Consider the following 24,693-nt stretch of genomic DNA (forward strand, 5'->3'; position numbering starts at 1 on the left):
TGAGCACCTTTCCTGCGACGTAATTCTAGCGTTAACGAATACTTGACGCGCCCCGGGATGCGCGGCAGGGCTCGTCTCTCTCTCCCACGACCCTGCCCGCGCGTCCTCGGGACCCCTCCGTCGAAACCCGGGCATCACGTAAATGGTTGCTGCTGCAACGTTTTTTGCGGATTCACCCGGGAATTGACAGGCGATGAATATCCCGTTAATTCCTTTGTTGCGCACCGCAACAACCGCCTTCGCAGACCCGCTCCCCGCAGTCGTGATGTCGCCACGGTGCCGCACCGTCCCTACCGGAGCCACATCCTGATGAACCGCAAGACCAGTACGCTCGCCGCCGCCGTAGCTGTCGCGCTCGGTGTCTCCAGTTTCGCCGTCTCCGCCCAGCAGGCCCCGCCTGCCGCCGCGAACACCCTGGACACCATCATCGTCACCGGTACCCGGGTCGCCGACCGCACCGTGGCCGAGTCGCAGTCGCCGATCGACATCATCACCCCCGAGGCGCTGCAGTCCACCGGTACCACCGAGCTGGCCACCGCGCTCGCGCGCGCCCTGCCCTCGCTGAACTTTCCGCGCCCGGCGCTGACCGACGGCACCAGCGGCATCCGCCCGGCGCAGCTGCGGGGCCTGTCGCCCGACCAGGTGCTGGTGCTGGTCAACGGCAAGCGCCGCCACACCTCGGCGCAGATCAACGTCAACGGCAGCATCGGCCGCGGCTCCTCGGCGGTGGACATCAACGCCATTCCGATCGCCGCGATCGAGCGGGTCGAAGTGCTGCGCGACGGCGCGTCGGCCCAGTACGGCTCCGATGCGATCGCCGGGGTGGTCAACATCGTGCTCAAGGGATCCTCCGCCGGCGGCAGCCTGGTCCTGGATGCCGGCCAGTACTCGGCCGGCGACGGCAACAAGTACCAGCTCTCCGGCGATACCGGCGTTGGCTTCGCCGACGGCCGCGGCAGCGTGCACGTGGCCGGGCAGATCACCCAGCAGGACGAGAGCAACCGTGCCGGCCCGTACCAGGGCACCACGCCCAACACCGGCAACTTCCCCAACATCGGCCAGACCACCTTTGTGGTGGGCGACCCGCAGGTGGATGCCACCGCCGCCTCGGCCAATGCCAGCTTCCAGTTCACCGACCACGTCTCGGCCTATGCCACGGCGATGGCCAGCAACCGCGACATCACCTCGTTCGCGTTCTACCGCTCGCGCAACAACAGCAACCAGGGCCCGCTGCTGGCACAGGTGTACCCGGACGGCTTCGTGCCGCAGATCAATCAGTACTCCAAGGACCGCTCGATCGTGGCCGGCGTCAAGGGCGGCACCGACAGCGGCTGGAACTGGGACGTCAGCTACAACCACGGCTACAACAAGATCGACTTCCACACCCGCAACAGCATCAACTACAGCCTCGGCGTGAACAGCCCGCGTTCGTTCTACGACGGCGCGCTGGAGTACACCCAGGACATCGTCAACGCCGATGTGACCAAGACCCTGGACTGGGGCCTGGCGTATCCGGTGACGCTGTCCTTCGGTGGCGAGTACCGCCGCGAAACGTGGGAGCAGTCGCCGGGCGAACCCAACTCGTACACCGGCAGCGGCGCCCAGGGCTTCGGCGGTTTCACCCCGATCAATGCGGTGGATGCCGACCGCAACAACTACGCGGTGTATGCCGGCCTGGAAGCGGACTTCACCGACAAGTTCTCCGCCGGCGCGACCGGCCGCTATGAGGACTACTCGGACTTCGGCGACAAGTTCTCCGGCAAGCTGTCCGCGCGCTATGCCTTCACCGACAAGGTCGCCCTGCGCGCCACCGCCTCCAGCGGGTTCCGCGCGCCGTCGCTGGCCCAGCAGAGCTACCAGGCGGTGACCAGCACGATCGTCAACGGCGTGTTCGTCGAACGCGGCACCTTCCCCACCACCAGCGCTGCCGCGCAGGCGCTGGGTGCCAGCCCGCTGAAGGCCGAAAGCTCCACCTCCTACAGCCTGGGCCTGGTGCTGCAGCCGGTGGACCGCCTGTACCTGACCGTGGATGCCTACCAGATCGACATCGACGACCGCATCGTGCTGTCCACCAACATCACCACCAACGCCGCCACCAACGCGCTGCTCGGTGGGCTGGGGCTGCCGCAGGTCACCGCGTTCTCGTACTTCACCAACGGCGTGGACACCCGCACCCGTGGTGTGGATGCGGTGTCCAGCTACACCCTTCCCTTCGCCGCCAGCTCGCTGGAGCTGACCGCCGCGTACAGCTACAACGAAACCGAGGTGAAGAAGTTCATCGCCTCGCCGGCGGTGTTCCAGAGCCTGGGCCTGACCCAGTCGCTGATCGGGCGTGACGAGATCGGCCGCATCGAAGACAGCTACCCGCGCGACAAGGCCATCCTCAGCGGCACCTGGCGTTCGGACCACTGGGACCTCAATCTGGCGGCCACCCGCTATGGCAGCTTTACCGTGCGCAACTCGGCCACCGCGCTGCGCGACCAGACCTACGGTGCGTCATGGGTGCTCGATGCCTCGGTGAGCTACAAGCCCAGCGCGAACTGGGCGCTCACCCTGGGCGCGGACAACCTGCTGGACGAGTACCCGGACCGTACCGTGGACCTGCAGAACTCGACCTGGGGCATGCTGCCGTACAGCAACTACTCGCCCTACGGCTTCAACGGCGCGTACGTCTACGGCCGCGTAACGTACAAGTGGTAATCCCCGGCAGTGCCGGCCACTGGCCGGCCACCAGGCGATGACTGCCGCTGCCCCGGTCCGCCGGGGCAGCGTCGTTGTGGATGGGCAACAACAGCGTTCCGCGCATTCATCGCCCACACCGGCCGATGTCCCGGACAACACACGCCCTGACCACGGGAACAGGCACGCGCCGCATGCGTCAGTGTTTGCCGGATCTGGCCGCATCGGTGAAAATCGGGGCATCCCCCCTTTCTGCGAGCCCCGATGCACCATGACACCGACCTGATCAACATCGTCGCCGTTGGCCTCGGGCTCGCCTTCATCTTCGGCGCGCTGGCCAACAAGCTGCGCTTGTCTCCGCTGGTCGGTTATCTGGTTGCTGGCATCTGCGTAGGACCGTTCACCCCCGGCTTCGTCGCCGACCAGGCACTGGCCAACCAGCTCGCCGAGATCGGCGTGATGCTGCTGATGTTCGGCGTGGGCCTGCACTTTTCGCTCAAAGACCTCATGGCGGTCAAAGCGATCGCCATTCCGGGCGCCATCGGCCAGATTCTGGTGGCCACGCTGCTGGGCTGGGGACTGGCGTCGTTGATGGGCTGGCCGGTGATCCACGGCGTGGTGTTCGGCTTCTCGCTGGCCACCGCCAGCACGGTGGTGCTGCTGCGTGCGATGGAAGAGCGCCGCCTGCTGGAAACCCAGCGCGGCAAGATCGCGGTGGGCTGGCTGATCGTGGAGGACCTCGCGTGCGTGCTGGCACTGGTGATGATGCCGGTGTTGGCCGGCGTGTTCGGGCCGGATGCCGCCAACGAAACGCACACCCTCGGCAGCGTGCTGGCCAGCATCGGCTGGACCTTCGTGCAGCTGGGCCTGTTCGTGGCGGTGATGCTCGTGGTCGGCCGCCGGTTGATTCCGTGGATTCTCGAACGCATCGCCGGCACCGGCTCGCGCGAGCTGTTCACGCTGTCGGTGCTGGCCATCGCGCTCGGCGTGGCGTTCGGCTCGGCGATGCTGTTCGGCGTTTCGTTCGCGCTCGGCGCGTTCTTCGCCGGCATGCTGCTCAACGAGTCCGAACTCAGCCACAAGGCCGCCAATGACTCCCTGCCGCTGCGCGACGCCTTTGCGGTGCTGTTCTTCGTCTCGGTCGGCATGCTGTTCAACCCGGCCATCCTGATCGAGCACCCGTGGCAGGTGCTGGCCACCGCGGCCATCATCATGTTCGGCAAGTCCGCAGCTGCCTTCGTGATCGTGCGTGCGTTCGGCCATCCCACCGGCACCGCGTTGACCATCTCGGCCAGCCTGGCGCAGATCGGCGAGTTCGCCTTCATCATCGCCGGCCTCGGCGTCGCCCTGAAGATCCTGCCGCCCACCGGGCAGGCGCTGGTGCTGGCCGGCGCGCTGATCTCGATCATGCTCAACCCGCTGGTATTCGGCCTGCTCGACCGCTGGCTGCTCAAGCACCAGGAGGCGACCCCGACCGCCGTGGAAACCGAACTGCCGCCGGGGCCGTCGCTGGACCTGCACGACCATGCCATCGTGATCGGCTACGGACGGGTGGGCAGCGCGCTGGCGCAGGTGCTGCGCGATCGCGGCGTGCCGGTGATGATCATCGACGACAACAAGGAACACGTGGCCGAGGCGCATGCCGCCGGGCTGCCCGGCATCCGCGGCAGCGCGGCCTCGGACCGGGTGCTGGCCGAAGCCCATCCGGAACGCGCCAAGATCGCGGTGCTGGCCATTCCGCAGCCCCTGGAAGCGGGCGAAACGCTGGCCAAACTGCGGGCGCTCAATCCGGACCTGACCCTGCTGGCGCGGGCGCACAGCGATGCCGAGGTCAAGCATCTGCTGGATCACGGCGCCGACGGCACCGTGATGGCCGAACGCGAGCTGGCCTACTCGCTGGCCGAGATGGTGATGTCCACCCCGCCATACCGCAGCCTGGGCAAGCACAGCATCCCGGTGGTGTAACCGCCCGCAGGGCTAGCGCAGCGGCACGCAGATGTCCGCGCGCAGGATCGCCTCGGGCACGTCTTCCGGGTCGTCCAGGTAGTGGTAGTAGAGGGGCGCGTCGCGCAGCGCGCGCCCGCTGTCGGGCAGCCACTGGCGCAGCAGCGCGTCGGTGGCCGCCTCCAGCCCCGCATAGCTGCCCACGTGGCGCAGCACTGCATGGTCGCCGCCGCCCAGCGTCAGCGCACGCAGCGGCGCGGGCAGCCCTTCCGGCGCGTGCCCGAAGCCCATGCCGCAGTCGAACAGGCAGGCGCGGGCAGGAACGTCGCGATGGTCGTTGAGCGCGACCCCCACCAGCTGTTGCAGCTGCGTGGCCAGCTCCTGCTCCGCCGCCCAGGCGTAGATCGCGCCGAAGGCCTGGTCCAGATCATCGAACGCACCCTGCGTGCGCAGTGCCACCACGTCGAATGGCTCCAGCGTGGTCACCGTGACCTGCAGCGGCACGGCCTCCGCCGCATGGTCGCCGGCGGGCAGCAGCAGCGCGTTCTGCCAACGCTCGCGCAGGGCGGTGTCATCACGCAGCGCGCTCGGCGTGGCGTTCAACGCCTGGCGGCAGGCCCGGGCCAGTGCCTGCGGGCTTTCAAAGCCGACGGCGAGGGCGACGGCCGTCACCCGGCTGTCGGCCTGGCCCAGCAGCTGCAGCGCACGCAGCAACCGCAATCGGGCCACGGTGCGCCCGGGCGTTTCCCCGGTCAGCGCACGGTACAGACGGTGGAAGTGGAACGGAGACTGGCGCGCGATCGCGGCGAGCGCGTCCAGATCGGGAAGTGGCTCACCGGCGCGCAGACACGCCTGCAGATGGGCGATGACGCGGTCGATACCGTGGTGCTGGCGTACCTGGGCGATGCGGCTCATGGCGGGCTCCATGTCGGGGTGGCGCTCAGCATGCGTCGTGTCCTGCCCCTGCGCGTGGCCGATCTTGCGCAATGGGTGGAGGACCGCCAGAGCGTAGCGCCCGCGTGCGGTCGAGACCAGCCACGCAGACGGGCCGGGCAGAACCCCACGGCGACCGGCCCGCACCGGTCGCCGTGGGTACCACCTCTACGCGGTTGCCAACGCCTGCCGCAGGTCGGCCAGCAGGTCGTCGATGTGTTCGATGCCGATGGACAGGCGCACGGTGTCCTCGCTGACCCCGGCCTGGCGCAGTTCGGCCGCGTCCAGCTGGCGGTGCGTGGTCGATGCCGGGTGGGTTGCCAGCGACTTTGCATCGCCCAGGTTCACCAGCCGGGTGAACAGCTGCAGGGCGTCCAGGAAGCGCGCGCCCGCCACGCGGCCGCCGGGCAGGCCAAAGGTCAGCACGCCGGACCCGTGGCCACGCAGGTACTTCCGTACCCGGGCGTGGTCGGGATGATCGGGCAGCGCGGCGTAGTTCACCCAGTCGACCTTGGGGTGGTCGCGCAGGAACTCCGCGACGGCCAGCGCATTGGCATTGATGCGATCCATGCGCAGCGCCAGCGTCTCGATGCCCTGCAGGATCAGGAAGGCGTTGAACGGCGAGAGCGACGCACCGGTGTTGCGCAGTGGCACGACGCGGGCGCGGCCGATGTAGGCGGCCGGACCGAGGGCCTCGGTATAGACCACGCCGTGGTAACTGACATCCGGTTCATTCAGCCGCCGGAAGCGCTGCGCGTGCTCGGCCCACGGGAACCGGCCCGAATCGACGATCGCGCCGCCCAGGCTGGTGCCGTGGCCGCCGAGGTACTTGGTCAGCGAATGCACCACAATGTCCGCGCCGAAATCGAACGAACGCTGCAGGTACGGCGTGGCCACCGTGTTGTCCACGATCAGTGGCACGCCGTGCGCATGGGCCACCGCCGCAATCGCTTCGATGTCGGTGATGTTGCCGCGGGGATTGCCGATGGACTCCACGAACACCGCTTTGGTGCGCTCGTCGATCAGCGCGCCGAACGAGGCCGGATCTTCCGGATCGGCGAAGCGCGTCTGGATGCCGTACTGCGGCAGCGTATGCGCGAACAGGTTGTAGGTGCCGCCATACAGCGTGCTGGACGAGACGATGTTGTCACCGGCCTCGGCAATGGTCTGGATCGCATAAGTGATCGCCGCCTGGCCCGAGGCCAGCGCCAGCGCGCCCACGCCGCCTTCCAGCGCCGCGATGCGCTGTTCCAGCACATCGGTGGTGGGGTTCATGATGCGGGTGTAGATGTTGCCCGGCACCTTCAGGTCGAACAGGTCGGCCCCGTGCTGGGTGTCGTCGAAGGCATACGCCACGGTCTGATAGATCGGCACCGCCACCGCACGGGTGGTCGGGTCGGGCCGGTAGCCGCCGTGCACGGCGATGGTTTCCGCTTTCCATTGCGGGTCGGGACTGCCGTGCTCGCTCATCGTGCCTCCTCCGGTTGAACCCGGACGATACCCGAGCGCCGGCACGCCCAGGCACACGTGCTCATGCCGATCACGCATGCGCTTAGGCGCTGCGGTGATATGCGACACGTGGGCCGCGCACCGCCACACGCGGCACCGGCCCGGTAGCAGACGCCACCGGGCCGGTGCGCGGGGTGTGCCGGCTCAGCCCTTGGTGAAGACCAGCTTGCCCTCGGCGGCATCGACCCGGATCGTGTCGCCCCCCAGGAACTCGCCGGACAGGATCTTCTGCGCCAGCGGATTTTCCAGCTGCGCCTGGATCGCACGCTTGAGCGGACGGGCGCCATACACCGGATCGAAGCCGACGTTGCCCAGCAACTGGAACGCCGCGTCGCTGACCTCGATGCGTAGCCCACGCTCGGCCAGGCGCTTCTCCAGACCGACCATCTGGATCTTGGCGATCTGCTTGATCTGCGCCTTGTCCAGCGGGTGGAACACCACGATGTCATCCAGCCGGTTGATGAACTCCGGACGGAAGTGCGCCTGCACCACGCCCATCACCGCCGCCTTCATCTGCGTGTACGCCTCCGGGCTGTCGTCGCCGCTCATGTCCTGGATCTGGTGCGAGCCGAGGTTGGAGGTCATCACAATGACGGTGTTGCGGAAGTCCACGGTGCGGCCCTGTCCATCGGTCAGGCGACCATCGTCGAGGACCTGCAGCAGGATGTTGAACACATCGGTATGCGCCTTCTCCACCTCATCGAGCAGGATCAGCGAGTACGGACGGCGGCGCACCGCCTCGGTCAGGTAACCGCCCTCCTCATAGCCCACATAGCCCGGGGGCGCACCGATCAGGCGTGCCACGCTGTGCTTCTCCATGAACTCGCTCATGTCGATGCGGATCATCGCGTCGCTGCTGTCGAACAGGAACTCGGCCAGCGCCTTGCACAACTCGGTCTTGCCCACGCCGGTCGGCCCCAGGAACAGGAACGAGCCGCTGGGCCGGTCCGGATCGGACAGGCCCGCGCGCGAACGGCGCACGGCATCGGAGACGACCTTGATCGCCTCTTCCTGGCCCACCACGCGCTCATGCAGCACATCTTCCATGCGCAGCAGCTTGTCGCGCTCGCCTTCGAGCATGCGGTTGACCGGGATGCCGGTCCAGCGCGAGACCACCTCGGCAATCTCTTCGGCGGTGACCCGGTCCTGCACCAGCTTGAACTCGGTGTTCTCCGCTTCCTGCGCGGCCGCCAGCTGCTTCTCCAGCTGCGGCAATTGGCCGTACTGGATCTCGCTCATGCGGCCGAAATCCTGGCGGCGCTGCGCCGATTCCAGCTCCAGCTTGGCCTGCTCGATCTGCTCCTTGATCTTCGTCGCGCCCTGCAACGCAGCCTTCTCCGACTTCCAGATCTCGTTGAGATCGGAGAACTCGCGCTCCAGCGTATCTATGTCGCTCTCCAGATCAGCCAGACGCTGGCGCGATGCCTCGTCCTTTTCCTTCTTGAGCATTTCGCGCTGGATCTTCAGCTGGATCAGCCGACGCTCCAGACGGTCCAGCTCCTCCGGCTTGGAGTCGATCTCCATGCGGATGCGCGAGGCGGCCTCGTCCATCAGGTCGATGGCCTTGTCGGGCAACTGGCGGTCGGCGATGTAGCGGTGCGACAGCGTCGCGGCCGCCACGATCGCCGGGTCGGTGATTTCCACGCCGTGATGCACCGCGTACTTTTCCTTCAGCCCGCGCAGGATCGCAATGGTGTCCTCGACACTGGGTTCGCCAACGAACACCTTCTGGAAACGGCGCTCCAGCGCGGCGTCCTTCTCGATGTACTTGCGGTACTCGTCCAGCGTGGTCGCGCCGACGCAGTGCAGTTCGCCACGTGCCAGCGCCGGCTTGAGCATGTTGCCGGCGTCCATCGCGCCATCGGCCTTGCCCGCGCCGACCATCGTGTGCAGCTCGTCGATGAACAGGATCACCTGCCCTTCGCTCTTGGCCAGGTCGTTGAGCACGCCCTTCAGGCGTTCCTCGAATTCGCCACGGAACTTGGCGCCGGCGATCAGCGCACCCATGTCGAGCGACAGCACGCGCTTGCCGCGCAGGCCCTCGGGCACTTCGTCGTTGATGATGCGCTGGGCCAGTCCTTCGACGATGGCGGTCTTGCCGACACCGGGTTCGCCGATCAGCACCGGGTTGTTCTTGGTGCGGCGCTGCAGGACCTGGATGGTGCGCCGGATCTCTTCATCGCGGCCGATCACCGGGTCCAGCTTGCCGCTCTCGGCACGCGCGGTCAGGTCGATGGTGTACTTCTCCAGCGCCTGGCGCTGGTCTTCGGCGTTCTCCGACTGCACGCTCTCGCCGCCACGGATCTTGTCGATGGCCGCGTCGATGCGGGCCTTGTCGGCGCCGGCTGCGCGCAGCGCCATGCCCAGCGTGCCACCATCATCCACGGCAGCCAGCACGAACCATTCGCTGGCAATGAACGCATCGCCATGCTGCTGGGCCAGCTTGTCGGTGTTGTTGAGCAGCCGGTTGAGGTCATTGCCGATCGACAGGTTGCCTTCCTGCCCGGATACCTTGGGCAGCGCATCCATCGCCTCGTTGAGGCGTTCGCGCAGCACCGGCACGTTGACGCCGGCCTGCGACAGCAACGGGCGCGTGCTGCCGCCCTGCTGGTCCAGCAGTGCCGAGAACACGTGCACCGGTTCGATGATGTTGTGGTCGCGGCCCACGGCCAGCGACTGCGCGTCGGCCAGCGCCTGCTGGAAACGCGAGGTGAGCTTGTCCATCCGCATGGGGAGATCCTCTCTGGTGAAATGGCCAGCGTGGCTGGCAGATGTACCGGATATGCGGTTGTCGCGCAGTGATTCAAGACAATCCGGGGCTGGCAATACAGCCACCATACTGCGATACTTGCGAATCGTTCTCATTCCCATTGGTTCCCGAGCCCTGTCCGGGCCACACCACCGGCGCCCTTCGATGCAGGCACAACGTGAGTTCCTAGGCGTCCTCTACCGGGACCATCGCTGCTGGCTGCAGGGCTGGCTGAGCGGCCGCGTGGGATGCCGCGAGACCGCCGCCGACCTGACCCAGGACACCTTTGCGCGGCTGCTGCAGGATCGCGACCTCGCCGCGCTGCGCGAGCCGCGCGCGTTCCTCACCACGGTAGCGCGCGGCCTGGCCGCCAACTGGTTCCGTCGCCAGTCGCTGGAGCGCGCGTGGCTGGAGCATCTCGCCGCGCTGCCCGAAGCGGTGGTGCCGTCGCTGGAGGACCAGGGGGTGGTCCGCGAGGCCCTGCAGCAGATCGATGCCATGCTCGACGGTCTGCCCGCCGCAGTACGCCAGGTGTTCCTGCTGGCGCAGTTCGACGGGCTGCGCTACGACGCCATCGCGGTACGCACGGGGTTGTCGCTGAGCACAGTGAAGCGGCACATGAAACGCGCCCTCGTCGGCTGCCTCGCGCATGCCCTCTGAGCCTGCCGGCGGCGACGCAGCGATCGCCCCGGAAATCCTCGGCCAGGCGGCGGAGTGGCTGCTGCGCCTGCATGACAACGACAGTGCCGGCGTGCGCCGCGCCTGCGACCAGTGGTGCGCGCAGCATCCCGAGCACGCCCGTGCGTGGCAGCGCGCGCAGCGCCTGCAGGCCCTGCTCGGGCAGGTGCCGGCTGCCGCGGCGCTGCCCGTGCTCGGGCGGCCGCACGGCGCGCGGCGGCGCACCGCGATCAAACACCTCGGCGCGTGGCTCGCGCTGGCGCCGGGCGCGTGGCTGGCCTGGCACCTGCTGCACCCTGCCGCGGACAGCCCCACGCTGCGTACCGCCATCGGCGAACGCCGCCAGGCACGCCTGCCCGATGGCAGCAGGATCGTGCTCGATGCCGGCACCCGTCTCTCGCTGCACCTCGATGCACGCCAGCGCACGCTGGACCTCCACCAGGGCCAGGTCCTGGTGGAGACCACCACGGACACCCACATGCCGCCCCGCCCCTTCGCGGTGCAGACGTCGCAGGGCCGGATCACCGCGCTCGGCACCCGCTTCAACGTGCGCGTGGACACCGGATACACCCATGCTGCCCTCCTGGAAGGCGCACTGGCGATCCAGGCGGGCACCGGCCCCGCCTGGCGGATGGTGGCCGGTGAACAGGCACGGTTCGATGGGCACGGCAACCACCTCCTCGAGGCGCTGGACGACACCGTCACCAGCTGGACGACCGGCATGCGGGTCGCCGATGCGATGCCGCTGGCCGCGCTGCTGGCGCACCTGGGCCGCTACCGCCACGGACGCCTGCGCTGCGACCCGGCGATCGCCACGCTGCCGGTGTCCGGCGCCTTTCCGCTGGACGACACCGAGCGCAGTCTGGCGATGCTGGAGGCGACCTACCCCGTGCGGGTGCGACGCGCACCCGGCGGTTGGTGGGTGCTGATCGAGCCGCGCTGACCGATGGGCCCGACAGGCCGGTGACACTTTTCGCGCGTTCGCGGGGCAAGGACAGGAACCCCGCATTCCAACCGAATCCACCATGACCCGATCCCCGCGTTTTCTCACCACCAGCGCGCTGACCCTCGCCCTGCTCGCCACCCCGTTGTTCGTGGCCGCCGCCCCGGAAGAAACGCAGCTGCAGCCAGCCGCGGTGCCGCTCGGGCGGGCGCTGTCCAGCTTCGCCGGCCAGCACGGCGTGGCGCTGTCCTTCGATCCCGCGCTCGCCGCCGGGCGCAGCGCGCCGCCGGTGGCCGACGGGCTGTCGGTGGAGGCCGGCTTCAGTCAGTTGCTGAGCGGCAGCGGCCTGCGTGCGCGCCGCCGGGCCGATGGCAGCTATACGGTGGAACGCGCCTCCGGCAGAGCGCCCATGCCGGCGTTGCGGGTGGAGGCCAGCGCCGGCTCGACCTACCTGCCCTCGCAGCTTCCCTACGGCCAGGGCACGCGCCTGGACGAACACGCGCTGCAGGCCCAGGTGAAAGGCAACGGTGACATCGCCACCGCGCTGCGCGGCAACCCCGCCGTGCAGTTCAGCGACCGCTCGCGCACCACCCGCAACATGGGCGAGATCCGCCCGGACGATTTCTCCATCAACGGGGCGCCGTACTACCAGAACCTGTTCCTGCTCGACGGTGCCAGCTTCAACAACGATCTCGACCCGGTGGCCACCGCGGTGGGCACGACCGAGAACACCAATCACAACTCCGATGTTCCCAGCGCCGCGCAGGGCATCGCCGTGGACGTGGACCTGCTGGAATCGCTCACGGTCTACGACGCCAACGTGCCGGCGGCCTACGGCGGCTTCACCGGCGGCGTGGTCGATGCGCGCACACGCGTCGCCAGCGACGCGTTCGCCGGCAAAGTGTGGATGCGGATGGCGCGCTCGGCGTGGGACCAGATCATCACCAACCCGGCCCAGGACACCACCTACGAAGAATCGGCAACGCTGGCCTACCAGCCCGCCTACGACAAGTACCGCGTGGGCGCGCGGCTGGAGGGCCGCACGCAGGGCGGGTTGGGCATCATCGGCACCGTGGTGCGCAGCCGCTCGGAGATTCCGCTGCGGGCCTACACGGCCGGCCGCTCAACCACCGGCAACGACGTCAACCAGCGCACCCAGACCCGTGAAAACACCGCCGCCACGATCGCCCTGGACTGGAGCAGCGACACCCTGGACCTGCGCCTGGGGCTGGGCTACGCGCCCACCGATGACCGCTACTTCATCGCCAACACCAAAAACTCCTGGTTCGACCTGAAATCCGGCGGTCCCACTGCCAACCTGAGTGCGGTCTGGCGGCACGGTGCCTGGACACTGTCGCAGCGGCTGAGCTACAGCGACCTGGAGTCGTCGCGGCGCAGCGAGGAGACCACCATGCGCCATTGGCGTCCTTCCCAGGCCTTCGACTGGGGCGTGGCCGCAGTGAGCAGCGAAGGCAGCTGGGGCAGCGTGGACCAGCACGACCGCAAGCTCGGCTACACCCTTTCCGTCGCCCATGACACCGTGACCGTGGGCCGCACCGCGCACGACGTCCAGGGCGGGCTGAGCGTGCAGCGCCGCGACGCCAACTACAAGCGCCTCAACGACCAGTACGTGTACCAGAGCGCGGTGGCCACACGCAGCTGCACGCTCAGCGACGGGCGCGTGGACAGCGTGAGCTGCTCGCTGTCGCCGCTGCTTGATGGCAGCGGCAACGGGCAGTACCTGAGCATGCTGCAGCTCTTCCACGCCGGCGAATTTTCGGTGAGTGGCGAGGAATACGCGGCCTGGCTGCAGGACGATATCCGCATCGGCACCTGGAGCGTGCGGCCGGGCCTGCGCCTGGACCGCGACAACGTGTTCAACCAGACCAACCTGTCGCCGCGTCTGGCGGTGAGCTGGGATGTGTTCGGTGATGAGGACACCCGCATCAACGCCGGCGTGAACCGCTATTACGGCCGCAGCTTCTTCGCCTACCTGCTGCGCGATGGGCGCGAGCGCCTGCGCGAGAGCAAGACCCGGCGCAGCGCCAGCACCGCCTGGGAGGATGTGGTGGGGACCTGGAACGTGGCCACCAACCGCCTGCGCGATCTCGATTCGCCCTATGCCGACGAATGGTCGCTGGGCCTGGACCAGCGCGTGGCCGGGCTGCGCATCAGCGCGAAATATGTCGACCGCCGCAGCCGGCGCGACGTGCTCCGCCGCCGGATCGGTGAGCCGCTGGATGCCACGCTCTACAACCGCAACACCTTCGAATACACCAACGACGGCCGCAGCGATGCCGGCATCGCCACCCTCACCGTCGCCTCGCGGGAACCGTGGACGTTCCTCGGCACGCGCAACAGCTGGCAGCTGGCGGCCGACCACACCGACGTCAAGCGCAACTACAACAGTTACGAAGACACGCTGCTGATGGATGAGCTGGTGCGCTACGAAGGCAAGCTGATGTACCGCCACCAGCTGCCGGCCACCGACTACCTGCGCCCGTGGAGCGCACGGCTGGGCACGCGCACCGAGCTGCCCGCGCTCGGGCTGACCTGGAACAACAGTTTCAGCTACCGCGCCGGCTACCAGGGCATTGCCACCGGACGCCCCGAGACCATCGACGGTGTGTCGGTGCCCAACCTGACGCGGCAGCAGTTCTCCGGCACCTGGACCTGGGACGCGTCAGTCGAGTACCGGCGTGCGCTGCTGCGTGACCAGGAGGCGTATGTGCGGGTGGAGGCGCAGAACGTGCTCAACCGCAGCAACCTGACCAGCGGCGTTGCCGGCACGGCGTACTACGAGCCGGGCCGCAGCTTCTGGCTGGAACTGGGCTGCTCGTTCTGAGCCCGGGCCGGCACCTGTTGCTCGCCACGCTGCTGGGCGCCGCGCTGCTGGGCGCAGTGCTGCTGGGCGGCAGCCGCGCCGCGTCGATCGCGTTGCCGGCGGTGGACCCCGACTGCCGTCGGCAGCTCGCCACCGCCGGCACGCTGCCGGCACCGGCGTGCCTGCGCCAGGCGTATGCCCAGCCGAGCACGCGCTGGCCGGCGCCCCAGGTGGACGCCGGCGTGGCCTGGCAGGAGCTGGGACCGCTGCCCGGCCTGGTGGCGCCGCCGGACAATCCCACCACCCCGGCCAAGGTGGCGCTGGGCCAGCGCCTGTTCAACGACCCGCAGTTGTCGCGCTCGGGGCAGATCGCCTGCGCCAGTTGCCACGAACGCGATCTTGCGTTTGCCGATGGCCGCCGCGTGTCGTTCGGGCACGACCGCCAGGCCGGTCGTCGCAACGCGCCCAGCGTGGCCATGAGCGGCCATCTGCAGCGGCTGTTCTGGGATGGCCGTGCCGCCACGCTTGAAGATCAGGCGCTGCTGCCGATCGCCGATCCGAAGGAAATGGCCTTCAGCGCCGACGCGGCCGCCGCCCGCCTGCGCGGCGATGCCACCTACCGCCGTGCGTTCGCCGCCGTGTTCGGCAATGACCGCATCGAGACCCGCCAGCTCGCCCAGGCCATTGCCGCGTTCGAGCGCAGTCTGGCACCGCCGCCCTCGCGCCTGGACCGGTTCATTTCCGGTCGCCACGACCAGCTCGACGATCTGCAGCTGCAGGGCCTGCACCTGTTCCGCACGCGGGCCCGCTGCATGAACTGCCACAGCGGACCCGCACTGACCGACCACGGGTTCCACAATCTGGGCCTGCACTTCCACGGCGGCAGGCGCCAGGACCTGGGCCGCTACGAGGTCACCGGCGATCCAGCCGACAGCGGCCGCTTCCGCACCCCCTCGCTGCGCGGCGTGGCGCGCACCGCGCCGTACATGCACAACGGGGCGATCGCCCGGCTGGACGCGGTGCTGCTGTTCTACAACGTCGGTGGCGGCAAACCGCGACCGCGCACCGGCAGCGGCGCCCACGGCCCCTTCCCTGCACCCGACCCGCAGCTGCAGCCGCTGCAGCTCACGCGCGATGAACTGCAGGCCATCCAGGCGTTTCTGCAGACGCTGTGACGCGACGATCACACCCGCTTTCGGCCCAGGCGTCGAAGCTGCAGGCGGGTACTGCGGAGTTTCTGCATGCATTACGAACTGTACTACTGGACCGGCATCCAGGGCCGTGGCGAGTTCATCCGGCTGGCGCTGGAAGACGCAGGCGCGGCCTACACCGACATGGCGCGCGTGCATGGGGATGCGGTGATGCAGCCGTTCCTGGATGGCAGGATGGACGGCCTGCAGCCGTTCGCGCCGCCGTTCGTGCGGACCGGCAGACAGGTCGTGGCGCAGGTGAGCGCGATTCTCGACCTGCTTGCGCCCGAACTCGGCCTGGTCCCCGATGCGGCCTCGCGCCGCCAGCAGGCCCTGCAACTGCAGGCGACCATCGCCGACCTGGTGGCTGAAGTACACGACACCCATCACCCGATCGCCGCGTCGCAGTATTACGAAGACCAGATGCGCGAAGCCAAGGCCCGCGCTGCCACGATGCGGGCCGAACGCCTGCCCAGGTTCCTGGGCTACTTCGAGAACGTGCTCAAGCACAACGGCGGGCGGCATCCGCTGCGTGAGCATTCCTACGTGGATCTATCCCTGTTCCAGTTGATGTCCGGCCTGGACTACATGTTCCCGCGCCGCATGCAGGCGCTATGGCCGTCGCTGCCGCTGCTGCGCGCCCTGCAGGAACGGGTGGAGCGGCGCCCGACCATTGCCGCCTACCTCGCCTCCGGGCGCCGCCTGGCGTTCAACACCAATGGCATCTTCCGCCACTACCCCGAACTGGATGGGGAAGACTGACGCGGAACGGCAGGTCACGACCGCGGGTCGTGACGCCCTTGATCCTTCTGCAGCGACAGCAGCGCCAGCAGCCCCGCCAACGCCACATACGCCCCGGCGAACTGCCAGCTGATGATCTTCGGCAGCCCGGCAAGCTGCCACGGCAGGTAAATGCCGCCGCGCGGGTCCACCGAGTGGATCAGGCCGAACAGGGTCAGCGCTGCGGCCACCAGCAGGAACGCCGAGGCGCGCAGCAGTCTGCCGTCGATCATCGCCACCACGGCAGCGATCCACAGCATCGAGGTGATGATGAAACCGTTGCCCAGGGTGAAGATCACCGCCAGTTCGGGCAGGCCATGCCCGTCCAGCGTGGTGGTCATCGCCGCCAGCTGTTCCGGCGCGATCCAGCCCGGGGCCTTGATCGCCAGCAGGTAGGCCACCGACGGCAGGAAACCCAGCACCATCGCCCCGGCGTGTTCGCGCGGCGTGGCCTGGAAGGCCTGGGTGGTGATGTCGATGGCCACGTAGACGATGATCGGCGCCAGCACCGCCAGTGGCAGCCACTGCACCAGCCCGGAGATCACCCCGAGCATGCCGCCGACACCCACGAACAGACCGGTCAGCAGCGTGTAGCCGCTGCGCGCGCCCATGTGCTTGTAGGCCGGCTGGCCGATGTACGGCGTGGTCTGCGCCACACCGCCGCAGAAACCGGCGACCAGCGTGGCCACCGCCTCGACCAGCAGGATGTCGCGGGTACGGTAGTCGTCACCAGCCGCACGCGCGCTCTCGGACACGTTGATGCCGCCCACCACCATCAGCAGGCCAAAGGGCAGCAGCAGCGGCAGGTAGGTCAGCGCGGTGGGCAGGCCATCGATGAAGCCGAGCGTGGGCCACGGCGTTACGATCTGCGGCGCTGTCCACTCGGGCACATGGAAGCCCGGCGCGCCCAGCCCGGCCAGACCCAGGCCGTAGTAGAGAATCGTGCCGAACACGAAGGCAACCAGCACGCCCGGCGCGCGGATCGGCAGGCGGCGCTTGGCGATCAGCACGTACAGCAGCAGGCCGAGGGTGACAAAACCGACGATCGGCGAGCGCAGCGTTTCCAGCAACGGCAGGAAGCCCATCAGCACGATCGCGATGCCGGCGATGGACCCCAGCAGTGACGCGCGCGGCAGCGCGCGGGTGACCGCCTCGCCGAAGAACGACAGGATGACCTTGAGCACGCCCATGATTACCAGCGAGGCCATGCCCAGCTGCCACGTGGCGATCGCCGCGTCGTGCGGCGCCAGGCCCTGCGCCTTGAACGCCAGGAATGCCGGACCGAGCACCAGCAGCGCCATGCCGATGCTGGTCGGCGCATCCAGCCCCAGCGGCATGGCGGTGACGTCATCGCGGCCGGTACGCCTCGCCAGACGCCGCGCCATCCAGGTATACAGCACGTTGCCCACCAGCACGCCGAAGGCGGTCCCCGGGAACATGCGGCCGAACACCACGTCGGCCGGGAACTGGAAGATGCCGACCAGCGCCATCGCGATGAAACCCAGGATCGACAGATTGTCGACCACCAGGCCGAAGAAGCCATTGAGGTCGCCGGCGACGAACCAGCGGGGCGGTCCGGAGCGGACCGGAGCGGAAGCGGGCATGTGGGGGCCTGCAGGTGGGGGGTAGCCGATGGTAGGGCTACACGCCCCCCGTTAACAGGTGCATGGGTGGAACGCCGGTACGCAGTGGTGGGGACGGGCGGCGCCTGCCGCCTGCCGGGATCAGGGTCTGTTGAGGAAGTTGTTTGCCAGCAGGTCACGCACATCGCCCACCCGCCCGCTCAACAGGGCCTTGGCGGCATACAGCGCGGTGCCGGCCACCTGTCCGGCTTCCACCTGCGGCGGCATCACCAGCTCGGTCGGGCTGGTGTGCACGTCCAGCAGTGCTGGGCCCGGGTGTGCCAGCACGTCCTGGACCGCCTGCTCCAGGTCCTCCGAGCGCGTCACGGTGCGGCCGTAGAACCCGATCACCTCGGCCAGCCGGCCGAAATCGGGGTTCTTCAGGTCGGTGTAGTTGTCCAGCAGGCCTTCGACCTTCTGCTCGAGCTCGACGAAATTCAGCGAGCTGTTGTTGTAGACCACGACCTTGATCGGCAGGTTCTCCTGCACCGCGGTGAGCAGGTCACCGAGCAGCATGGCGATGCCGCCATCGCCGGACAGCGAGATCACCTGCCGGCCCGGATAGGCCTTCTGCAGGCCCAGCGCCTGCGGCATCGCGTTGGCCATCGTGCCGTGCAGCAGGCTGGTAAGGGTGCGGCGGCGGCCGTTGACGCGGATGTGGCGCAGGATCCATACCATCGGCGAGCCGCCGTCAGCGGTGAACAACGCATCATCACTGGCGTGCCGGTCGATCAGCGCAGTGAGGTGCTGCGGATGGATCAGCGTGCCCTCGCCGGGTTCCTCTTCCTTGGCCCGCGTGGCCAGCGCCTTGTCGCGATGGCCGATGCACTCGTCCAGGAAGCTGCGGTCACTGCGCTCGGGCAGCAGCGGCAGCAGGGCCTGCAGCGTCGGGCCGATGTCGCCGACCACGCCCACATCGACCGGATGGCGACGCCCCAGATGGCTGCCGTCGCGGTCCACCTGGATCAACGTGGCCTTGTCCGGGTAGTACTGGCCCCAGGCGAAGTCCGCGCCGAGCAGCAGCAGCGTGTCGCAGGCCATCAGCGTGTGGTAGCCCGACTCGATGCCGAAGATACCGGTCATGCCCATGTTGTACGGATTGTCGTACTCCACGAAGTCCTTGGCGCGCGAGGTGTGCGCGATCGGCGCCTTGAGCCGCTCGCCCAGCGCCACCAGCAGGTCGTGCGCGTGCTCGCAGCCGGCCCCCGCATAGATGCCGATCCGCTTGCCCTCGCCGATCAGCGCGGCGATGCGCTGCAGTTCATCGTCCGAGGGGCGCAGCACCGGCTGTGTGTAATGCACCGAGAACGGCGGATCGTGCTTGACCTCGGCTTCGCTGATGTCGGCCGGCAGGATCACCACCGCCACGCCGCGCCGGCTGATCGCCGCCTGGCAGGCCAGCGTGACCACGCGGCGCGCCTGCTGCGGGCTGTACACCTGCTCGCAGAACACGCTGCAACTGGCGTACACGGATTTGAAATCCACTTCCTGCGGAAACTCCATGCCCAGCTCAGGGGTGACCACCTGGCTGGCGATCAGCACCATCGGCGCACGGTTGCGGTTGCTCTCGAAGATGCCGTTGATGAAATGCAGCCCGCCCGGCCCGCAGGACCCGGCGCAGGCAGTGAGCCTGCCGCTGATCAGCGACTCGGCACCGGCCGCGAACGCGGCGACCTCTTCATGGCGCATGTGCACCCAGTCGATGTCGCTGCGATGGATGGCATCGGTGACGTGGTTGAGGGTATCGCCGACGATGCCGTAGCAGTGACGGACACCGGCGGCCTGCAGGGTTTCAACCACGATCTCGGCAACGCGCTTGCTCATGACGGACATCCACTACCGGGGGGAAACCATCAGCCTAGACCCCGGCAGGTGACACTCGTGTGGGCGTGCGCGCACTCACGGCATCGCGTTCACCCATCCCAGCACATCGCCCCGGGTCGGGTTGTGGTAACGCACCTTTACCCAGCCATCGCGTTCGTCCAGCAGTTCCACCCGATCGTCGCGGAGCAGATAGCGCGAGGTGCGTCCCTCGCCCGGCCGGGCATGCAGCGGCAGCCGCGCCGGCACCACCGTGCCGCTGAACGGCGACAGGCGACCGGTGGATGCCGGCGTCACCAGGCCGTCGGCAATCGCCGTCTCCACGACAGCGCCCTGCGCATCGTAGGTGCTCCACACCGCGAACGGGCCGGTGTCTGCGGTCTGCCTGACGAACAGCACCTGCTCGAACGCATCGCTGCCGTGGATGAAGCGCAGCGCACGGTACAGATGCAGACGCGGGCCGTCGTAGCGGTACAGATCCACGTACCACACCGCGCCGCTGCGGCAACTGCTGCTCAACGTACGGTTGGGCGCGTCCACGGTCAGCCCCATCAGGCCGCCGCACTGCGCATCGTCGTGGGGCGTTGGCGCCAGCGCCTGCATCGCCTTCTGCCGCGGATCGTAGCGATACACCGCCACCGCTTCGTTGACCATGCCCACCGAGGCCCGCGCGACCAGCTCCGGCCATCCGTCGAAATCGACGTCCTCGGCCGACAGGCGCGACTGCCCATCCACGTCGGGCGCACCCGGCAGCCGTTGCCGCGTACCCGACGGCGCGAGCGCGACCGTGATATCGCCGCCCTCCTGTACCTCCGCCTGCAGCCACACGCCAGCGGCGACCTCGGCGCGCAGCGTGTCCTGGCCCGCCGCCTGCGCGTGCGCACCCGGTGCTGCCAACGCCAGCAGCAGTGCCAGCGGCCATCCGTCCCAGTGATTCATCGTCGTTCCCCGCAGCGCCACGATGGCGCCCTGGATCAGAACGATACGTCAACCGCCTGCTGCGCCCACAGCACCGACTGGTGACCGGTGGCCTGCTTCCATGCCAGACGGATCGCCTCGATGTCGGCACGGCGCTGCGGGGTGTTCTCGTGCAGGACCACCAGCACTTTGGTGCGCAGGCGGTTGGGCTCGGCTGCGCCACGGAACAGCCACTGGCCGTAGGCATCGAACACGGTCAGGCCATCCGGGAAGCGGGGGGTGACCTGGGTGTCCAGGAAGTCGCGCCACTGCGCCTCGCTGATCGCATCGGTCTGTCTGCGCTCGGAGGCGCCGCTTTCCTCGCCCACGCCGAAGTACAGCTCGCTGCGCACCCACCCGGCTGCGGCATCGGGACGCGCGGCGTCGCCCTGCAGGGTGGCGGTGGCCGGCGGAGGCGCAGCCGGCTGGGCCGCAGGAGCGGCGGTGGCACAGCCGGTGGCCGCCAGGACCAGAGCGAGCAGAAAGGCATGGGACGTCATTGCGAAAACTCCAGAAAACAGGGCGTGCAGGGGAAGAAGCGTGCAGGACATCCGTCTCCCGCGCAGATCACCGTCGGCAATCAGCTGATGCCCGCATGTGATGGGACTTGCATCACACGGGGTCATCACGCCAAGATAATATATCGCTTCATCCGGATGGATTGGTAGTGCCGCCCATCAACCGGCAGCACCCGCGTCCTTCCCGCTTCTCCTCCCCCTCGTCGTCCTGCCGGAGTCCGCATGTCCCGTCCGTCCGCGTCGCGCCTTGGCCTTGCCATCGCGCTCGTCCTCTCCTCCCCCCTGCTTGCCCAGGACGCAACCGCGCAGGACGCGCCCGGCTCCGCCACCACCCTGGACACGGTGATCGTCACCGGCACGCGTGCCGTGGACCGTACCGTGCTGGAGTCCACCTCGCCGGTGGACGTGCTCACCGCCGAGGACATCCGCAAGGCCGGTGTGGTCAACGGTGAACTGGGCAGCGCCCTGCAGGCGCTGCTGCCCTCGTTCAACTTCCCGCGCCAGTCCAACTCCGGGGGCGCCGACCATATCCGCGCCGCCCAGCTGCGCGGCCTGTCCCCGGATCAGGTGCTGGTACTGGTCAACGGCAAGCGCCGCCACAGCAGCGCGCTGGTCAACACCGACAGCAAGATCGGCAAGGGCACCACGCCGGTGGACTTCAATGCCATCCCGGTCAGCGCGATCAAACGCATCGAAGTGCTGCGCGACGGTGCCGGCGCCCTGTATGGCTCGGACGCGGTGGCGGGCGTGATCAATGTGATCCTCGACGACGGGGCCGACGGCGGCGCGATCGAAGCCAGCTTCGGTGCCAATCACACCGACCTCAAGCCGGTCGACCGCACCCTCACCGATGGCCAGACCAGCTACCTCAGCGCCAAGGTCGGCACCGCGCTGGGCGACGACGGCGGTTTCCTGCGCGTGGGCCTGGAGCTGAAGAACCACGAGGGCACCAACCGCGCCGGCTTCGACCAGATCCCGCCGTGGGACCAGAACGCCACCAACCTGGCGCTGCAGGGCAAGCGCAACTACGTGCTGGGCGACGGCCACACCAAGGACCTCAACGCCTGGATCAACACTGAACTGCCGTTCGGGCAGACGTCCAAGCTCTACTTCTTCAGCACGTTCAACCAGCGCGACAGCGAAGGCGCCAACTACTTCCGCTATCCGGACAGCGACGCCAACTGGGCGCAGGTGTATCCCAATGGCTACCGCCCGGTTTCCGAAGGCGAGAACCGCGACGTGCAGGCCGTGGCCGGCGCACGCGGCCAGTGGGGCGAGTGGAACTACGATGCCAGCCTGGACTACGGCAGCAACAGCTTCACCTACCGCCTGCGCAACTCGCTCAACGCCTCGCTCGGCCCGACCAGCCCCACCCGCTTCAAGACCGGCGACTACCGCAACGAACTGACCGTGGCCAATCTCGACCTGGGGCGGGTGTTCGAGCAGGGTGACAGCATCACCCACAGCCTGGGCCTTGGCCTGGAAGCACGCCGCGACCACTACCAGACCCGGCCTGGCGACCCGAGCAGTTATGCGGCCGGCCCCTACACCGATCGCCCGACCGGCTCGCAGGCCGGCGGTGGCCTGACCCCGCAGGATGCCACCACGTTGTCGCGCGATGTGGCCAGCGCCTACGCCAGCCTGTCCAGCCAGGTCGGCGAGCATTTCTCCAGCGATCTGGCCGCACGCTACGAACACAGCGATGATTACGGCGGCGAGCTCACCGGCAAGCTCGGCCTGCGCTACGAATTCACCCCGGCGTTCGCGCTGCGTGGCGCAGTCTCCAACAACTTCCGCGCGCCTTCGTTGGCGCAGATCGGCTATGAATCCACCTCTACCGGCTACAACGCCGCCGGCCAGCTGGTGCAGGGCCGGGTGCTCTCGGTGAACAACCCCATCGCGCGCGGACTGGGCGCCCGCGACCTGAAGCCGGAGAAGTCGCTCAACACCAGCCTGGGCTTCACCAGCCGCATCGGCGATCACTTCGACGTCTCGCTGGATTTCTTCCAGATCGATATCGACGACCGCATCGCGCTGTCCGAGAGCATCACCGGCGATGCGCTGACCGACTACGTGCAGCAGCAGTTCGGCGTGGCCGGCCTGCAGAGCGCCAGCTTCTTCGTCAATGCTGCCGACACCCGTACCCGCGGCGCGGAACTGGTGAGCAACTGGCGACAGTCGCTCGGCACGGGCGAGCTGGTGCTGACCGGGACCTACGCCTATACCAGGACCACGCTGAAGAACGTCCTGGCCACCCCCGCCAGCCTGCGCGCGCTGGATCCGGACTACGTGCTGTTCGGCGTGGAAGAGACCAACACGCTGACCGACGCCACCCCGCGCACCCGCGCGTCACTGGCCGCGAGCTGGTCGAACGACCGCTGGTCGCTGAGCAGCCGGGTCAACCGTTATGGCAGCGTCACCCGCGTGTTCAACTTCGGTGATGGCTACCTTCCACGCCAGACCTACGGTGCCGAGTGGCAGCTGGATGCCGAAGTGGAGTTCAGGATCACGCCGCAGTGGAGCGTGGCGGTGGGCGGGCAGAACCTGACCGACAACTACTCCGATCCCTCCAATGACGACATCCATTACTTCGGCAACCTGCCGTATGACGTGCTGTCGCCGATCGGCAGCAACGGCGCGTACTTCTACGGGCGCGTGCGATATACGTTCTGACGGCGCTGCCGGCCGGCACCACCGTGTGGATGTGATTGCCATTACCTGGCGATCACATCCACGCTGGCATGTTGGCCCGCATGGCCAACGACTTCCCCCACCGTCCGCCGCCGCCACTGCTGGACGATGCCTGTGCGCTGTTCCTGGACGTGGATGGCACCCTCATCGAGTTCGCCGATGACCCCGACGCGGTGCAACTGCTGCCGGACATCCGCGAGGCCATCGGGCGCATCAGCGACCGCCTTGAAGGTGCGGTCGCGCTGATCAGCGGCCGGCCGCTGGATCAACTCGACCGGCTGTTCGCCCCGCTGCACCTGCCGGCGGCAGGCCTGCACGGTCACGAACTGCGCCACGGCGATGGCCGGGTGGACAGCACCGTGCCCGGCACCGATGCCGGCGAATGGCTGCACGCACTCCACCAGCAGGCGATGCGCTTTGCCCACGGCAAGCCCGGTGTTCTGGTCGAGGACAAGGGCCAGAGCCTCGCACTGCACTGGCGCGGTGCACCGCATGCCGCACCCGAGGTGCGTGCCTTTGCCGAGCGGCACATCCGCGGCCACACCGGCTACCGGCTGCAGCCGGGCGACCACGTCGTCGAATTCGTTCCCGAAGGCAGCGACAAGGGCCGCGCCCTGCGCCGGCTGATGCTCGCCCCGCCCTTCCGCGACCGGTTGCCGGTGTTCCTCGGCGACGATCTCACCGACGAGTACGGGTTCGGCGCCGCCAACGATCTGCACGGCTGGAGCGTGCTCGTGGGGGCACGCGAGCCCAGCGCGGCGGTGTTCGCGTTGCCGCATATCCGTGCCGTGCATGCCTGGTTGCGCGAGAACGCGTACTGAGCATCGCCACTGCCCCCGGCCCCCTGCGCCGGCT

General features: G+C 68.3%; 16 protein-coding genes. 9 read left to right on the forward strand and 7 right to left on the reverse strand.

Annotated elements, in window-relative coordinates; genetic code table 11:
* Positions 1 to 309: 309 nt before the first annotated feature.
* Both GDJ08_RS08385 and ybaL read left to right on the forward strand, forming a co-directional pair.
* Positions 310 to 2,700 (forward strand): TonB-dependent receptor plug domain-containing protein, encoded by a 2,391-nt coding sequence (locus tag GDJ08_RS08385; protein WP_153164685.1) that lies wholly within the window; start codon positions 310 to 312, stop codon positions 2,698 to 2,700.
* Between the two features lie 243 nt (positions 2,701 to 2,943).
* The gene (gene ybaL / locus GDJ08_RS08390; protein ID WP_136003026.1) at positions 2,944 to 4,644 is read left to right on the forward strand and encodes a YbaL family putative K(+) efflux transporter; all 1,701 of its coding nucleotides are present in this window, start codon (positions 2,944 to 2,946) and stop codon (positions 4,642 to 4,644) included.
* Between the two features lie 12 nt (positions 4,645 to 4,656).
* Here the strand turns inward: ybaL and GDJ08_RS08395 are convergent, their stop codons facing one another.
* The 3 genes from GDJ08_RS08395 to clpB all read right to left on the reverse strand — a co-directional run bounded on the left by GDJ08_RS08395 (position 4,657) and on the right by clpB (position 9,795).
* Complete coding sequence (locus GDJ08_RS08395; RefSeq protein WP_153164686.1) at positions 4,657 to 5,538, reverse strand: AraC family transcriptional regulator; 882 nt, start codon at positions 5,536 to 5,538, stop codon at positions 4,657 to 4,659.
* Positions 5,539 to 5,724: 186 nt separating this feature from the next.
* Entirely contained in the window at positions 5,725 to 7,026 is a 1,302-nt protein-coding gene (locus GDJ08_RS08400) for an O-acetylhomoserine aminocarboxypropyltransferase/cysteine synthase family protein (RefSeq protein ID WP_153164687.1), read from the reverse strand.
* 183 nt (positions 7,027 to 7,209) lie between these two features.
* Entirely contained in the window at positions 7,210 to 9,795 is a 2,586-nt protein-coding gene (clpB, locus tag GDJ08_RS08405; RefSeq protein ID WP_017357573.1) for an ATP-dependent chaperone ClpB, read from the reverse strand.
* 184 nt (positions 9,796 to 9,979) lie between these two features.
* Between clpB and GDJ08_RS08410 the strand changes: the two genes are divergently transcribed.
* The 5 genes from GDJ08_RS08410 (at position 9,980) to GDJ08_RS08430 (ending at position 16,211) form a co-directional block, all read left to right on the forward strand.
* Positions 9,980 to 10,474 (forward strand): sigma-70 family RNA polymerase sigma factor, encoded by a 495-nt coding sequence (locus tag GDJ08_RS08410; RefSeq protein WP_153164688.1) that lies wholly within the window; start codon positions 9,980 to 9,982, stop codon positions 10,472 to 10,474.
* A complete protein-coding gene (locus tag GDJ08_RS08415) occupies positions 10,464 to 11,435 on the forward strand; it encodes a FecR domain-containing protein (RefSeq protein WP_153164689.1) in 972 nt (323 codons plus the stop codon). Before GDJ08_RS08410 ends, GDJ08_RS08415 begins: the two co-directional genes overlap by 11 nt.
* A gap of 82 nt (positions 11,436 to 11,517) precedes the next feature.
* Entirely contained in the window at positions 11,518 to 14,280 is a 2,763-nt protein-coding gene (locus GDJ08_RS08420) for a TonB-dependent receptor (RefSeq protein WP_153164690.1), read from the forward strand.
* 17 nt (positions 14,281 to 14,297) lie between these two features.
* A complete protein-coding gene (locus GDJ08_RS08425) occupies positions 14,298 to 15,434 on the forward strand; it encodes a cytochrome-c peroxidase (protein ID WP_229296479.1) in 1,137 nt (378 codons plus the stop codon).
* A gap of 66 nt (positions 15,435 to 15,500) precedes the next feature.
* Entirely contained in the window at positions 15,501 to 16,211 is a 711-nt protein-coding gene (locus GDJ08_RS08430) for a glutathione S-transferase (protein ID WP_017356842.1), read from the forward strand.
* Between the two features lie 14 nt (positions 16,212 to 16,225).
* Here the strand turns inward: GDJ08_RS08430 and GDJ08_RS08435 are convergent, their stop codons facing one another.
* From GDJ08_RS08435 to GDJ08_RS08450, 4 genes are all read right to left on the reverse strand, one after another.
* Positions 16,226 to 17,833, reverse strand: a complete 1,608-nt coding sequence (locus GDJ08_RS08435) for a SulP family inorganic anion transporter (RefSeq protein WP_153164691.1) — start codon at positions 17,831 to 17,833, stop codon at positions 16,226 to 16,228.
* 120 nt (positions 17,834 to 17,953) lie between these two features.
* Positions 17,954 to 19,675, reverse strand: coding sequence for a thiamine pyrophosphate-dependent enzyme (locus tag GDJ08_RS08440; RefSeq protein ID WP_153164692.1), 1,722 nt, complete (start codon positions 19,673 to 19,675; stop codon positions 17,954 to 17,956).
* 75 nt (positions 19,676 to 19,750) lie between these two features.
* Positions 19,751 to 20,611: an XAC2610-related protein gene (locus tag GDJ08_RS08445; RefSeq protein WP_153164693.1), complete on the reverse strand. Its 861-nt coding sequence runs from the start codon at positions 20,609 to 20,611 to the stop codon at positions 19,751 to 19,753.
* Positions 20,612 to 20,646: 35 nt separating this feature from the next.
* A complete protein-coding gene (locus tag GDJ08_RS08450; RefSeq protein ID WP_017356846.1) occupies positions 20,647 to 21,129 on the reverse strand; it encodes a DUF3574 domain-containing protein in 483 nt (160 codons plus the stop codon).
* A gap of 240 nt (positions 21,130 to 21,369) precedes the next feature.
* Here GDJ08_RS08450 and GDJ08_RS08455 point away from each other — a divergent pair, with 240 nt between their 5' ends.
* Positions 21,370 to 23,820, forward strand: a complete 2,451-nt coding sequence (locus GDJ08_RS08455; protein ID WP_153164694.1) for a TonB-dependent receptor plug domain-containing protein — start codon at positions 21,370 to 21,372, stop codon at positions 23,818 to 23,820.
* Between the two features lie 80 nt (positions 23,821 to 23,900).
* Complete coding sequence (gene otsB / locus GDJ08_RS08460) at positions 23,901 to 24,659, forward strand: trehalose-phosphatase (protein ID WP_136003017.1); 759 nt, start codon at positions 23,901 to 23,903, stop codon at positions 24,657 to 24,659.
* The last annotated feature ends 34 nt before the right edge of the window (positions 24,660 to 24,693 follow it).

This window comes from Stenotrophomonas nematodicola (assembly GCF_009467805.1).
Classification (GTDB): Bacteria; Pseudomonadota; Gammaproteobacteria; order Xanthomonadales; family Xanthomonadaceae; genus Stenotrophomonas; species Stenotrophomonas nematodicola.